The sequence below is a fragment of the Clostridium sp. DSM 8431 genome (assembly GCF_900116755.1).
In the GTDB taxonomy this organism is placed as follows: domain Bacteria; phylum Bacillota; class Clostridia; order Clostridiales; family Clostridiaceae; genus Clostridium.
Map to the genome: position 1 here is coordinate 1 of NZ_FPBY01000086.1, position 14,845 is coordinate 14,845.

General features: G+C 26.0%; 17 protein-coding genes and 2 pseudogenes. 12 read left to right on the forward strand and 7 right to left on the reverse strand.

Annotated elements, in window-relative coordinates; translation table 11 throughout:
- The first annotated feature begins 658 nt into the window (after window positions 1-658).
- The 5 genes and pseudogenes from BM384_RS10000 to BM384_RS10020 all read left to right on the forward strand — a co-directional run bounded on the left by BM384_RS10000 (window position 659) and on the right by BM384_RS10020 (window position 4,668).
- Window positions 659-1,354: a GTP pyrophosphokinase gene (locus BM384_RS10000; RefSeq protein WP_090013328.1), complete on the forward strand. Its 696-nt coding sequence runs from the start codon at window positions 659-661 to the stop codon at window positions 1,352-1,354.
- 264 nt (window positions 1,355-1,618) lie between these two features.
- Window positions 1,619-2,275 (forward strand): annotated as a pseudogene (locus BM384_RS10005) (HAD family phosphatase).
- A gap of 47 nt (window positions 2,276-2,322) precedes the next feature.
- Window positions 2,323-3,378 carry an MBL fold metallo-hydrolase gene (locus BM384_RS10010; protein ID WP_242946005.1) on the forward strand — a complete coding sequence of 352 codons (1,056 nt, stop codon included), beginning with the start codon at window positions 2,323-2,325 and terminating at the stop codon, window positions 3,376-3,378.
- A 291-nt stretch (window positions 3,379-3,669) separates the two neighbouring features.
- Complete coding sequence (locus BM384_RS10015; protein ID WP_090013331.1) at window positions 3,670-4,047, forward strand: winged helix-turn-helix transcriptional regulator; 378 nt, start codon at window positions 3,670-3,672, stop codon at window positions 4,045-4,047.
- Window positions 4,048-4,158: 111 nt separating this feature from the next.
- The gene (locus BM384_RS10020) at window positions 4,159-4,668 is read left to right on the forward strand and encodes a GNAT family N-acetyltransferase (RefSeq protein ID WP_090013333.1); all 510 of its coding nucleotides are present in this window, start codon (window positions 4,159-4,161) and stop codon (window positions 4,666-4,668) included.
- 12 nt (window positions 4,669-4,680) lie between these two features.
- On the opposite strand, the gene BM384_RS10025 is transcribed toward BM384_RS10020, so the two are convergent.
- Window positions 4,681-5,481, reverse strand: coding sequence for a nitroreductase family protein (locus tag BM384_RS10025; protein WP_090013335.1), 801 nt, complete (start codon window positions 5,479-5,481; stop codon window positions 4,681-4,683).
- A gap of 376 nt (window positions 5,482-5,857) precedes the next feature.
- Here BM384_RS10025 and BM384_RS10030 point away from each other — a divergent pair.
- The 5 genes and pseudogenes from BM384_RS10030 (at window position 5,858) to BM384_RS18510 (ending at window position 9,091) form a co-directional block, all read left to right on the forward strand.
- Window positions 5,858-6,478: pseudogene (locus tag BM384_RS10030) on the forward strand (flavodoxin family protein).
- 160 nt (window positions 6,479-6,638) lie between these two features.
- Entirely contained in the window at window positions 6,639-6,890 is a 252-nt protein-coding gene (locus BM384_RS10035) for a YjcQ family protein (protein ID WP_090013336.1), read from the forward strand.
- A 218-nt stretch (window positions 6,891-7,108) separates the two neighbouring features.
- Entirely contained in the window at window positions 7,109-7,258 is a 150-nt protein-coding gene (locus tag BM384_RS17660; protein ID WP_175537338.1) for a hypothetical protein, read from the forward strand.
- A 99-nt stretch (window positions 7,259-7,357) separates the two neighbouring features.
- Complete coding sequence (locus tag BM384_RS10040; protein WP_207650714.1) at window positions 7,358-8,476, forward strand: methyl-accepting chemotaxis protein; 1,119 nt, start codon at window positions 7,358-7,360, stop codon at window positions 8,474-8,476.
- 480 nt (window positions 8,477-8,956) lie between these two features.
- Window positions 8,957-9,091: a hypothetical protein gene (locus BM384_RS18510; protein WP_278280915.1), complete on the forward strand. Its 135-nt coding sequence runs from the start codon at window positions 8,957-8,959 to the stop codon at window positions 9,089-9,091.
- A gap of 447 nt (window positions 9,092-9,538) precedes the next feature.
- Here the strand turns inward: BM384_RS18510 and BM384_RS10045 are convergent, their stop codons facing one another.
- From BM384_RS10045 to BM384_RS10070, 6 genes are read right to left on the reverse strand one after another with little or no spacing between them, the layout of a single operon-like run.
- Window positions 9,539-10,198 carry a hypothetical protein gene (locus tag BM384_RS10045; RefSeq protein WP_090013339.1) on the reverse strand — a complete coding sequence of 220 codons (660 nt, stop codon included), beginning with the start codon at window positions 10,196-10,198 and terminating at the stop codon, window positions 9,539-9,541.
- A 6-nt stretch (window positions 10,199-10,204) separates the two neighbouring features.
- Complete coding sequence (locus tag BM384_RS10050; RefSeq protein WP_090013341.1) at window positions 10,205-10,855, reverse strand: ATP-binding cassette domain-containing protein; 651 nt, start codon at window positions 10,853-10,855, stop codon at window positions 10,205-10,207.
- 13 nt (window positions 10,856-10,868) lie between these two features.
- Window positions 10,869-11,675: a hypothetical protein gene (locus BM384_RS10055; protein ID WP_090013343.1), complete on the reverse strand. Its 807-nt coding sequence runs from the start codon at window positions 11,673-11,675 to the stop codon at window positions 10,869-10,871.
- Window positions 11,656-12,387, reverse strand: coding sequence for a hypothetical protein (locus BM384_RS10060; RefSeq protein ID WP_090013345.1), 732 nt, complete (start codon window positions 12,385-12,387; stop codon window positions 11,656-11,658). The genes BM384_RS10055 and BM384_RS10060 overlap by 20 nt, the downstream gene beginning before the upstream one ends.
- 16 nt (window positions 12,388-12,403) lie before the next feature.
- The gene (locus tag BM384_RS10065; RefSeq protein ID WP_090013347.1) at window positions 12,404-13,219 is read right to left on the reverse strand and encodes an ABC transporter permease; all 816 of its coding nucleotides are present in this window, start codon (window positions 13,217-13,219) and stop codon (window positions 12,404-12,406) included.
- A 50-nt stretch (window positions 13,220-13,269) separates the two neighbouring features.
- Window positions 13,270-13,716, reverse strand: coding sequence for a hypothetical protein (locus tag BM384_RS10070; protein ID WP_207650715.1), 447 nt, complete (start codon window positions 13,714-13,716; stop codon window positions 13,270-13,272).
- Between the two features lie 159 nt (window positions 13,717-13,875).
- On the opposite strand from BM384_RS10070, the gene BM384_RS10075 reads away from it, so the two are divergent.
- Both BM384_RS10075 and BM384_RS10080 read left to right on the forward strand, forming a co-directional pair.
- Window positions 13,876-14,193 (forward strand): helix-turn-helix domain-containing protein, encoded by a 318-nt coding sequence (locus BM384_RS10075; protein WP_090013350.1) that lies wholly within the window; start codon window positions 13,876-13,878, stop codon window positions 14,191-14,193.
- Complete coding sequence (locus BM384_RS10080; protein WP_090013352.1) at window positions 14,177-14,803, forward strand: IS3 family transposase; 627 nt, start codon at window positions 14,177-14,179, stop codon at window positions 14,801-14,803. Before BM384_RS10075 ends, BM384_RS10080 begins: the two co-directional genes overlap by 17 nt.
- Window positions 14,804-14,845 lie beyond the last annotated feature (42 nt).

Sequence of the window (14,845 nt, forward strand, 5' to 3'; positions counted from 1 at the left end):
AAGCTTTTGAGCTAGTATGGTCGTTTGATTTTTAGGACTTTTTTTACAGCCCCTTTTATGTATTAAATTTAAATATTTAGTGAGAAAGATAGTAAACTTTACGACTTCAGATAGAGGACTAACGAAAATTTATTGTTTTTGGAAAAATATAATTTTATCATTATGACTTAGGGAGATTAGTTAAAGTTATTTTCTATGCATTTAGATTACGATAGCTTTACTAATATATCTAAAGATAAAAATTAATTTTATATTTGTATTAATATAAAATTATAAATTGTAAATAAATTTTAAAAATTTACAAAAAACACACAAAAACACTTGATTTTTCGAATGAAAAGGTTTAAAATGGTAAATAAGTTAAAATAATGCCGAAAGTATATGAGTTATCATAGGAGACTGTGATATTAGCGGATTAGTATCAATTAGAACTTGCTTGTTAATAAATTGCCATATCAGCAATTACTACCTTTAGTAAAATACAACCCTATTTACTAAGCCTATCAAAAAGAGTGTAATTCTAAAATGATACAAAACTTATGTGAATTTTAACGTGTAATTATGAAGAGTGGACTTTGTTAAAAAACAAGGTCTATTCTTTTTTGTTTTAAAAATTATGTGTATAATAAGAATAATATAAAGCTTAAGGGGGTATAAGATGGAAGGAGAAAACATGTTAAAGAAAATAGGCGAAAAGTTTGTTAGAGAAAGACTTATAAGTGATGAATTTTTTAATGTAATACATAAAAATATGATGCCACTTAATGAACTAATGGCATATTATCGTTGTGCAATTATGGAAGTTGAAACAAAGTTTAAAGTATTAGATGAACAGTTTTCGCTTCAATATGATAGAAACCCAATAGAAGGGATTAAATCCAGATTGAAATCTCCTGAAGGGATTGCCAAAAAGCTTAAGAAAAAGAATTTGGATTTTTCAATTGAATCTATACAAGAAAACATAAGGGATGTAGCTGGAGTAAGGGTAATATGTTCATTTCCAGAAGATATCTATATGTTAGCTGATTGTTTATTAAGTCAGGATGATATTACATTAATAGAAAAGAAAGACTATATAAAAAATCCTAAGAAAAGTGGATATAGAAGTTTGCATTTTATTATTGAGGTCCCAATATTCTTACAGAATGAGAAAAAGAATATGAAAGTAGAAGTTCAGCTTAGAACAATAGCTATGGATTTTTGGGCTAGTCTTGAACATAAACTTAGATATAAAAAGAACATTGATGAAAATGAAGTAGAGCTTCTTGAAAAAGAACTTATAGAATGTGCTGAGATAAGTTCAGCACTTGATAGGCGTATGGAAGAAATACGAAATAGAATAGAGAAAAAGTAAGGATTCAAATATTTGAATCCTACTTTTTTTATATTAAAATACATATATGAGATTAAAAAGAATTAAATTTGACAAAGCAATAGAATTATTTATAATAAAAGAAAAAAATTTAATTCAATTAAATTTATTTAAATTTAATTGAAGTGTAATGTGGAAGCATGATTTTATTTAATAGGGATAAAGAGAAAAGGTTAGACTAAAAAATTTCTTTATCTTTTTATTATATAATATGACTATATTAAGTAAATAGAGGGGGATTATTATATGATTAAAACAGTAATATTCGATATGGATGGAGTATTAATAGATACAGAAAGAATTTATGATGAAGCTTGGAACATTATTTTAAAAGAAAGAGATATTTCTAACATAGATTTTGTCATTTCAGGATGCAGAGGACGTACAGCTGAGGACAGCAAAAAATTTCTTGATAAAATCTTTGAAGGAAGATTTACAGGAGAAGAACTAATAAGTGCTCTTATGGAAAGGTTCAGTGAAATAGTAGAAGAAAGAGGTCTTCCAATTAAAAAAGGTACATATGAAATTCTTAAGTATTTAAAAGAAAATAACTTTGAAATTGGACTAGCATCTTCAACAAAAAAATCATTAGTAATAAGTCATTAAAAAAAAGCAGGAATAATAGATTATTTTTCTGAAATAACAGCAGGAGATATGGTGAAGAAGGGAAAACCAGCACCAGATATATATTTAATGGCCTGCGAAAAGTTTAATAGAAAGCCTTCTGAGTGTATAGCTATTGAGGATTCTATAAATGGAGTAAATGCAGCATTAAATGCTGGTATGAATACTATAATGGTACCAGATATAGTTCAACCTACAGAAGACTTAGCTAAAAGAGTTTTTAAGAAATGTAATTCGTTATTAGAAGTAGAGGAATTTTTAAAAACGTTACAAAAGTAAGATTACATAGGATGGTGAAGGTATTGCTGATACTTGAAATTATTTTATTGCTTATAGTAGCAGAAATTATATTCTTATATAGTAATCCTGTATTTGGTGGTAGAATATCAAAAAATGATAGAATAGATTATGAGAAACGTGCTCAAAATTACGTTAAAGGTAAGTTTGTATACCCAAATGAGTATAAAATTTTAGGAGAAGCTGAGGATAAACGTGTTTCAAATAAAGGTACATCTCCTAAAGCTCAATTACCATTAGTAAAACCATCTATTACTGATAAGTTATCAATAGATGAAGTAACTGTAACTTGGTTTGGACATTCTACAGTGCTACTTAGAATGCATAGTATGAATATATTGTTTGATCCTGTATTTTCTAAGCGTTCATCACCATTTTCTTTTGTAGGGCCAAAGAGATTTACTGAGGCACCAATAGATATTAAAGATATGCCTGATATTGATATAATGATTGTTACTCATAATCATTATGATCATTTAGATATTAATTCTATAAGAAAATTTGATAGTAGAGTTAAAAGATATATTGTTCCTTTAGGAATAGAAAAAACTTTAATGCGCTTTGGAATTGATAAAAATAAGATTCAAAATATGGCATGGTGGGAAGAAATAAAAATAAATGGATTAACAATTGCTTGTACACCATCTAGACATTTTGCTAATAGACAAATTTTTGATTATGGAAAAACTCTTTATGCATCATGGGTGCTAAAGGATGAAAAACATCAAATATTTGAAAGTGGAGATGGAGGAGTTGGAGGCCACTTTGAAGAAATACATAAAAGATATGGCGATTTTGATTTGGCAATAATGGAGAATGGGCAGTATAATATTAGGTGGCATGACATTCATATGTTTCCAGAAGAAGCGAGAAAAGCTTCTAATATGTTAGGAGCAAAGTTAAGTATGCCTATTCATTGGGGAACATTTGTATTATCAAATCATGGATGGGATGATTCTGTAGAGAGATTTGTAAAAGATCTAGATAAGAATAATAATGAAGTAATCACACCTAGAATTGGTGAAACAGTAAACTTAAATAGATATACTGAGTATCAAGAAAAGTGGTGGAGAAAAATAGAATAGAAAAAATAGTTTATGAATATATAACTCATAAACTATTTTCAGAATTTTATTTGGATTGCATTGTTAAAAAAAATTCTCATTCTTTATTCTCACATATAAAAATGGTAGTTTTGGTAAGTTATTTATCTTAAATGTGTGAGAATATTTCCCATAAATATATGATACAATACTATTGCTATTTTGTGTAGAACGCACTTTTTTTGCATTAAGTATCAAAAAGTATACTCTATACACAAAAAGATATATGGTTTATAATTACAGTATATGTAAGCAAATAAGGAGCTATTAAAAATGATAGAAATAGAAGAACATAAACCAAATCATGAAGAATGTCATATGAATTATCGTTGTGTTCATTATGAAACTTGTCCTATGACAACATTTCATAGAATTATTTCTGGAAAGTGGAAAATATTGATTTTATGGTATCTAACTAATGGGGCACTTAGATTTAGCGATCTAAAGAGGAAGTTACCAGATGTAACACATAGAATGTTAACAAATCAATTAAGATCTCTTGAAGAAGACAAACTTGTTAAGAGAAAAGTTTATCCTGAAGTTCCACCAAGAGTAGAGTATTCCTTATCTGAATTAGGTGAAGATATGATTCCGCTTCTTGAAGGAATGTATAAGTACGGAATAGTTTATTCTAGAAAAAAAGATAAGTAAATTTGGCATAAATATAAAAAGTTATCCCCAAAAAGATTTTAATTAATAAAATTTTTGGGGATAACTTTTATTTTTGTAGTGGAAAAATTATTGACAGAAGAGGATGTATATATGATTATTAGAAAAACGGATAAATCTGACTTAGTTCAGGTAATGAAAATTATAAAACAGGCACAAGAATTTTTAAAGGAAAAAGCAATAGATCAGTGGCAAAATAATTATCCTAATGAAAATGTAATAAGTACAGATATAGAAAATGGCGAAAGCTATGTACTAGAGGATGAAGGAAAAATAATTGGAACAACTGTAGTAACTTTTGCAGGCGAAAAAACTTATGACAAAATCTATGAAGGTAAGTGGCTAAGTAATGGTAACTATGGAGCTATTCATAGAATTGCAATAGATAATAGATATAAGGGTCATGGCGCTGCACATAAGATTATAAAATTTGCAGAAGAAATATGCATAGAAAAAAATATATATAGTTTAAAGGTTGATACTCATGAAGATAATATTCCTATGCAAAAAATGCTTAAAAAGAATGGGTTTAAAAACTGTGGAGTTATTTATTTAGAAGATGGAAGTAAAAGAATAGCTTTAGAAAAGATATTAAAAAAATAGAGGGGGAGTCCTCTATTTTTTTATCCAAGACATAATATAAGTAAACTCTTTACTATCTTTTTCAGGAGTAATAACTTTAAATTCACCAGATAAATTATTTTCTATAGTTGTTAAATGAAAATGACATAGAGCTATTCCAATATCAACATTACTAAGATTACCATAAGCTACATAAAAATCAATTCTATCATCTTTTTTTACAACTCTCCAAGGTTGTTTGTTTATGGCAGATGGAGCTAATCTTATCATTTCAAGAGGTTCAAAATACTCTTTTGCAGCATCTTCAGTAAGTGGGGTATCAAAGTTTTCGTTAAAGAATAATTTTGAAAACTCCTTACGTTTATTTTTATTATTTCCTATTAATGTTCCTAGAAGAGACTTTTTACCGCCCTCATAACCAACAGGAGCCACTATAGGTATTGTTTCATCATCTTGTAGATTAATAACTTTTGAAAAATTAGATCTATTAAAGGTTCCGCCAAGCCATACTGTACCAAGTCCTAAAGAGGTGCAGTATAAAATAACTTTTTCTAAAGAGTAACCTAAGGCAATTAAATCTAAAGCATCTTTTCTACAAGCTGATACAAAAAAGTATTTAGCACCTTTTATAACACCATAAGTTCCAAGTTTAATTTCACCATGGTCTGTAGATTTTTCTATTAGCTTAATTTTTACTTCTCTATTAAAAGGGTTAGTTAAATCTTTTATATAAGAATTTATTTTGTTTATTATTTCGTCTGATAAAGTTTTACTATCATAGTTTCTAACTGAGTAACGAGCTTTAATTATTTCTTTTATAGATTTATTATTCATACATAACCTCCAGAATTTTTAACATTATATATTTGATATAATTTTAGCTCATATTATTATGATTTTCTATAATGAAACGTTTTATATAATAATAAATATATATTGGAGCGTCTGATGCTGATAGAAAGCACAAATTCACGCTATTTTGAGGTTTTTATATGATAAATTTTAGCACCTTTAAGTTAAAATAGTCTCTTAATGATAAATTCTATCGATTATATTGGGTAAAATTTAAATTATAATCAAAAAATATATGGAATATTTATATTTTTTTTGTAAGAAAAGAAATAACTAAGCACTTTACTAATATAAAGGATATGTAATAAAATAAAAAGGCTTCAGAATTTAATGAGAGACAAACGAAGGAGAATGTTTTATGAAAGTATTATTAGTTAATGGAAGTCCACATAGAAATGGATGTACTTTTACTGCTCTTGAGGAAGTAGCAAAAACATTAGAACAAAATGGTATAGAAACAGAAATCTTTCAACTAGGTAATAAAGGAATTAGAGGATGTATAGCTTGTGGAGTATGTAAGAAAAAGGGTGAATGCTTCATGGGCGACGAGGTAAATGAGTTTGCAAGAAAGGCTAAGGAAGCTGATGGATTTATTTTTGGTTCACCAGTACACTATGCTTCAGCATCTGGGGCATTAACCTCATTTTTAGATAGGTTATTTTATAGCTCATCATCATTACTTTAATTTAAACCAGTAGCTGCTGTTGTAAGTGCCAGACGTTCAGGGACAACAGCAACTTTTGATCAAATCAATAAGTATGCAGCAATGACTAATATGCCAATTGTAACTTCTGAGTATTGGAATATGGTTCATGGAGCTACTCCAGATGATGTGAGACAAGATTTAGAAGGTATGCAGACTATGAGAGTGTTAGGAAATAATATGGCATGGCTAATGAAGTGTATAGAGCTTGGAAAAGCTAATAATGTAAATAGACCAGAACTAGAGGAAAGAATATTTACAAACTTCGTTAGATAAATAATATATATAATATGCAATCTGAATTATTTGGATTGCATATTTTTTTGTATCTTTATTTTAAATTTTCAGCTATGAATTTGAATATATTCATTAACTTTGGTAATAATCAATAAGGACAAGAAGTTATTGATTATGTTTAGAAGGGAATGATTTTGAGATGAATAAAAATTTTAAGGAAATAATGATTAAGGTATTAAAAGATATAGGTGAAGGAAAGGAACCTAAATATAATAGATATTCTGTTTCAGAAGGGTATTTTAGTTCAATATTAGATTATATAAGAAATAAAGATTTTGCTAGAGGTATGAGCGTTATAAGAAGTAGCAAAACAAGTAGTGAAAGGGTATCTGGATATATGAATCCTTACCTTACAAGAAGCGGTGTTACTTATCTTAATAAAAATATATAAAAGGTACTATTAATACTAAAGATAAGCCAATGTGCTTATTTTTTTGAGAAAAAATTATGTGATGGTGGTTTTCAAAAACTATATAAATAAAAGAATACCTATATATCAGTATACTGTATTCTTTCTATGAATTTATATGTAAGGCTATCCTTAACATTTCTCGATAAATTCCGGTAATTATTCATGGATAATAAAAGAGTAAAAGAGGAGATGAGAATGTGGATGCTAATGGTTTATTAAAGCATATGTTAAGGGTAAATAAGATATTAACATGTATTATAATTTTGGGAATGGGAGTTAATATATTACTTACAGTATTAGGTGTAAGTCATTTTATGGCACCAGTAATTCTTGGAATAGGTGCGTGAATTAGTATAATATTAATAAAAAAAGATAAGTCTCCTGTCTTAATACAAGGTATTTTATTGGGAATTCTAGCTCAAGCATTAATTATTGATATGATTAGTATGAGTTATCAATCAGCGTTAATAGGAGCAATGTTAATAATTTTATCAACAGTATATTTGGAAAAAAGAATACCTGTAGTTATAGGAGGGATTGTTGTTTCAGTAATTAATTATGAATTTTTTATTTTGAAAGCAATGGATAATTTATCTTTTATAGTAGCTATAATATGTTTGATATTTGTAATTATTTCATCATTTTTTATTGCATCATGTGGGATTAATCTAATAGATGAAGCCTTTACGAAGGAAAAAGAAGTTAAAGAAATATTAGAAAGACTTTCAGATACAATTAATATAGTAAATATAAATACTAAGGAATTAGATGGTGATATAACAAATTGTTATGATAATCTAAATACATTAAGAGAAAGTAGTGTGTTATTTGGAAAAACTGTAAATGAAATGACTGATGGGATTGTAAGTCAGACAGATAGCATAGTTAGTATTAATGAGAAAATAAATCATGCAACTGAAGGAATAGAAATAATTAATAGTTTTTCACAAAAGCTTTCTAAAATATCTAAAGATGCAGGAAATATTGTTTCTGTAGGTCACAAAAATATAGAGAGTATGGACAAACAGATGGAAGTCATTTCTAGGAACTCTGAAGTATCTTACGAAAAGGTATTAAAGCTAAATGAAAATATGAATAAAGTTAATGAAATTTTATCGAGAATATCTCAAATTTCAGAGCAAACTAATCTTCTTGCCCTTAATGCCTCTATAGAAGCAGCAAGGGCTGGAGAAGCAGGAAAGGGATTTGCAATAGTTGCAGAAGAGGTTAGAAAATTAGCTGAATCTAGTGAAGGTGCTGTAGGAGAAATAAATTTAATAATAAGTGAAGTTACAGCTAATACTGATAATGTTTTATTAGAAGTATTAAAAGGAAAAAGAACAACGGAAGAAGGACAAAAGTTAATTGAGCAGGCAAATTTAAGTTTTAGAGATATTGAAAATGAATTTAAAAATATAGATAATCACTTATTAGAACAATTTGAAAAAATAATGGATACAGTTTCTAAAGTAAAAGAGATAAATAGCATGATTAATAAAATTTCAACTATTTCAAATGAACATGCAGATGCATCAGAAGAGTTTGAACAGACCACTGTCAAGTAGACAGACAAAATAAATAAAATTTTCTATTTGATAGTTCTCTTTTTCCCATAGCATAGCTTTGTATATTAAAATACGTTTATTTTCAGATATAGATATTGCATCGAGATTATTAAAGAGTTTCTGATACTTATTATTGTGGGGAAATATGCAATCTATTATTGATTGGCGTGATTTGGTGTTAGTATAAAAGAGTGGGAATAATAAATTGAACTAAGTAAAATATATTTAGTTTAAGGAAGGATGTATCCTTATGGGTAATGGTACAAGAATATAAAGATATGATAGTTGCTCTCTACAAGTCAGGAATGAGCTTAGCAGGGTATCGTTAAGAATATGGAATTGCAAAAATCAACAATGAATGGATTGATAGATAAAAAGAAAGAAATAAAATTGATGATAACGAAGTTATGACTAAATAAGAAATTAGAATTAATTGTTCCAATAATAGAAAAATATAAAGATGAGTATAGTATTAGTAAAATGTGTGAGATACTTAGCGTTGCTAGAAACAGTTTCTACAAAGCTTTGAATAAATCTGAGCTGCCAATGGCAAAAGAAAACAAAAAATTAAAGGAAATTATTAATAAGATAAAACATGATAACAAAGGCAGATAGGGCTCTCCTAAGGTACAGCAAATATGATATAACAAGGTTATGTAATCGATAGGTTAACACATAAATCTTATGTTATTAATATGAATGGAAATCTATATAGGCTAAAAGAAACTAAAGCGTGGCTAAAAACATTGAACTAATATTAAAAATATACACAATTTAAATTATACATCTGGCAGTGTAAGAACTTTTAATTGTGTTTTGGAAGAAATCATAAGTATAAAATACAATACTTAACTTATCTTCAGGAGAATATTTAAACTTTCTATCCATAAAAAATACCTGTAAAGTAGATTTTGGTTATTTACCATGTCTACTTTACAGGTATCATATCATTTTTTGTTAGTGTGACATTCCCATTCACTTTTTTTCATATTAATTTAATATTCTATTTCTTTAGGCTTACCAAACTAAAAAATTTTCGAAATACAAATCTCTTTTAATGTTTTATTTATAGTCTTTTATAAAGTTATTATATTGATTATATATATCCAAATTTTCACTTTTCAAAATAGCATTATAAGACTTAATAGTATCAAAATTTAAGTTTTCATTATCTTGAGTTATATAATATAAATCATTATTAACAGACCTTTTTCCGTATATAGGGTTACAATACATAAATGATATTTTTTCTTTATTTGACATCGTATAACCTTCTGGAACTTTTAGAGGTTTTAAAAATACAATATACTCCTCATCAGTATTCATAGGTACATATCCCCCATCAAGATAAATAAAATTTTCTTGTAAGGAAAACGGTTCATAAATATATATACTCTTATTTTCATCTAGTACAATATCCAAATTATTTTTGTATATTTTTTTCACTATAACTTCCGACAAAACACATTGATTCAAAATTTCTCTATCGTCACTCATTCTTACTTTCAAAATAATGCTTGAATTTTCTAAGATATCTGATAAATTATTTATCTTAGAATAATATATATCATTAGTTGCAATCATATTTACTTGATAATTACTCCAGTCAGCTTTACACAAATTATCATTATAGATAATAGATTTTTTAGTAATAATAGCTATAAGAAATAGTATTATTAAAATTGATAGATATATAATTAAAGTTACTTTTTTTCTTTTCATATTCTATTATTTCTCCTCATGCACTAATTCTTTTAATCTTCCATTATCTATCTTGAATTTTTTGTCTGATAAATAATCTATATCTTCTTTATTGTGACTTGCTATAAGGATAGTTGCTCCTCTTTCCTTTTCTTCTAATAGAATTTTTCTCACCATAATACAACTCTCTTCATCTAAGCCATTAGTAGGTTCATCTAATATAATTAAATCTGGTTTTTCCATAATGGCTTGAGAAATTGCAAGCTTCTGTTTCATACCTAATGAAAATTTTCTATACTTTAAATCTTTTTTATCTTTTAACCCCACTCTATCTAATGCATTAATTATATCCTTATCATCAATTATATTCTTTATTTCACTTAAAATTTTAAGATTTTCAAAAGCTATATACCCACTCCAAAAACCTGGATTTTCAATAATGACTCCTACATTTTCAGGAAATGAAATATCCTTGTTTAATTCTTTTCCACTAATCTTGATATAGCCACTATCTATATTTATTAATCCACATATAGCTCTAAATAACATAGTCTTGCCAGATCCATTTCGCCCTATAAATCCATATATTTTACCTTTATCCAAATTCATATTTATATCTTCTAAAACTTGAACTCCCTTTATTTTTTTATTTAATTTATGTACTTCTATATAACTCAATTTAAATTCACCTCTATAACACATCAATTTTATTTATTATGATTCTAATAATTTTTGTCATTACTATAATTACTAAAGCTTGTACAACTAGATTGATCAAAAAATTATTATTTGATATAAAAAAGCTAAAATCATGTATATTTCTATCTATAATATTATTAAAATTAATATTCCAGCTTGTTATAGAACAAACAAACGGAATAAATTTATATTTTTTTTCTTCAACTTTAAATATATTTAAAACAAACACAACGATAAAAGATAAAGAAAATAAAACTGATCCTATTCCAAAAGATAATAATTCACCTAATTTAAACGACAACAAATTGCAGAATAATGCTAATATAATATTAATTGAAATTGTATTAATGATTAAAGCTACTAGCAAAATGCTAAATTCCTTTATATTCACAATCGTAAATTCATTAAATTTTCCCAAAGCAAATACAAGAAAAAATTGTATTGCATAATAACTAAATATAATTTGAACTAGCTCTAGAAATTTATTATTAATCCATCTATTTTTATTATCTGTCCTTGTAAAAATATATATGGATTCCTTATTAAAATCCTTGTATATGTAATTACTTGTTATCTGAAGTATAAAAATGAAATTAAACAAATACATACTATAATTTATTAGAAAATTATTAGGTTCAACACTTAAATTTCCAAATATATTTAAAAACAAATACATAATATCTTTAGTGTAAAACTTCATACTGTTTATTTTGAATAATATGATAAAAATACAACCAATACTTCCTAATAAAAATAAATTTCTAAACTTAAATATAAATTTAATATTTTTTCTTTTCATTTAAAAAATCCCTTTTTCTTAACTTATCATTTATCATGATATATAATAAAATATTTGCAAATGTAAAGCTAAAAATACAGCTTACCTGAATAAATGTATTATTAAAATAATTAATAAAATCACATCTTAAGAAAAGTATTTTTAAAAAAGATTTAAACTCACTCTTTATTACTCTTAAGAAAGATTCTTGTAATGTTAATATTGCAAAAATAATAATTGAACTATAGATAATATTTTTTATAATTAAGTAAACAAATACTATTACCATCATAATTATCGTTAATCCCAATATTTGCACTATAGATGAAACTAATATATAAATAATAAATATATTATTTATATAACTTAAATCAAAAAAGATAATTATATTAAGGCAGAATATAATATTTAATAAAGTGATAAATTTAGTATTATTCATGATAATATCTTTAACAACATTATTTACTATCTTAGTTTTATACTCATATCTTATTAGTGAATATGTTTTTGTATATTTACCTAAATTAATAATATTTATAAAAAAACTTACAATAGTTATTAAGTAGCTATTGATATCTTTCATTATTGAATTACCATATAATACAAAAACAATATCATTATTATCTATTTGATCTGTTATTAGTTTACTTAAATTATTTACTGAAAAATATATGATAAAAAAAATACTTATCACTAGTATTATTTCTTTTATAAAAGTTTTTTTCTTCATCATATTTGTCCTTTCTCTTTTAAATCTCATCATTAAATTTCAGTTTTAATATACTTAATATAAAACTAATACTTACCAAAAATAATAACCATTCATAAAAAAATATATTTCCTTTATTGTATCCATCTAAATAATAATTTAAATGATATTCTTGAAGTCCTAGTGTCATAAAAGCTATATATATTCCTAGGAAAATAATAAAAGAAAATACTATTGATATTTTTGATTTTTTTATAAAAAATGAAATTGATAATGATATTATTGAATATAATGCCGATATCAGTGCAAAAATTCCATAAAATGCAATATTGTATAAAAATCTATTTTTTAAACGTAATAAATCTAAGAAATTTGTTTCTGAGTAATTTAAATATCCTATATCAAAGGATGGCAATGCTCTAGCATTATCTAATCCATTTATAGGAAATGTTATACAGAATAAAACTTGGCTTATTAATAAAGATACAAATACTACAGAAAAAGTTATTGTAAATACAACTATAATCTTTGATATAATATAATTCGTCTTTGAAGTCTTGGTTAAAATATATTTATAAACACCATTTTTATATTGCTCAATATATATATCACTACATAATATCATTGAAAGTATTGGAAGTAATAATATAAACCACAACTTTAAATGTCTACAAACCATTCCGAATAAGAAATTTTCTTCCAAAGAAGATCTTATAAAATTTTCAGGAAGCCCATAATAAAACTTGCAACTTAACAAAAAACCAATTATAGGAATACTAAATATAATAAAGCTAATTACTTTAAACTTTGTACTATTCAGGACATTTTTATAATCTATCATTAAAATTTCTTTCATCTTTTCACCTCTAAATAAATATATATATCATATATATTCATCTTTACTTTTTAATTAAAATTTATCCATCCATCTACATAAGCTTCAGTAGAACTATTATAGTAGTTTTCCATACCTACATAACCACTTGATATTGCACCATAAGAGTACATATTTTTTTTATCACCTACTTGGAAATAATAATCATTGCTATATTGATTTTTATTTGATTGTGTTATCCAAAATGTTGCTCTTGAAGTGTTTGTTAATAAATCTACTTGATTATATACACACGAATTTGCGCCTCTTGATTTATGAGCTTCTCCCCAATAAGTATTTCCTTGATGAACAGGTAAACTATATCCTCCATATGATCCTGCAAAAACTGCAGATGAAACTGATAATACAGATAATAATGTTAATACTCCTAATTTGATTTTTTTCTTTTCATCATTTTTTATTCCTCCTTGTTTTTTTATTTTCCACAACAGATTATCAAATATGTATTTTTTTGTCAAGTCTTTTAATTTTTCACATATTTCTTTGACTAATCTGATGTGTGATAATTGTTTATAAATTCAAAATTTATAATAATATCCTCATAGGCCCCCTCATAATGTTAGACAATTCAATTCAGTTTAATTTAAGATTAATTGACTAATATTTGAGGAGGTCTTATGAAATTTACAAGGAAATTTACCGAAGAAGAAAGAGTAAAAATAGTTGAAGAAGTATTAGCCTGTGGAAGTAATGCTTTGATCGCAGCTAAATATGATATTAATCAAGTACAAATATCATATTGGAAGTGTAATTATCGAAGATATGGTCAAACTTTAAAACCGAAGGAAGCTAAAGCTTTAGACAAACCAATACCTGATTATAAAGCGGAATACAAAGCACTTTTAAAAGAAAAACAGGAATTAGAGTTAGAGGTAGCAATTCTTCGCGATATGTTAAAAAAAACTCCAAGAAATAAGCTTGTTTGTTATAGCTAATGACTGGATTTCTACAGGTGCTCCAGTAGGAATAGTTTTGCGAGTAATTGGCCTTAAAAGATCTACTTTTTATCGTTGGCGTAATATTGAAAGCTACTTCGTTAAGCCGGCTAAGGCAAAGGATGGTATAATACCTGGATTTAGCTATACCTTTGATGGAAAGAGAATTAATGACTTAGTGATACAAAAATATATAACAGAAATACTAAATGATGAGTTTGGACAATATTATGGATACAAAAAGGTAACCATGGTTTTGAGAAGATCTAAAAACTTAAAGATATCAAAAAAGAAAGTTTTTAGATTGATGTCTTCAATGAATTTATTAAATAAAAGAAATATCTCTCCGAGATATTCTAAAAGAATATGTAAGAATCATTTAATTAAATCATCTAATATTCTATGGGAACTAGATACAAAGTATGTCTATATTGCAGGTACTAAGCAAGTTGCTTATTTGGCTTCAATAATAGATGTATTTGATAGGAGTATTGTATCTTATGAATTATCTTTATCACCTAATGCAGAGAGTGCTAAGAAAGCTGTAATCAAAGCTCTTTTTAAATGCATAGACCAGTTATACAAAAAAATAAAAAATTTTAAAAAGTAATTTTTTAAAAAAGGGTACACTTAATAAACCATTACTATTTTA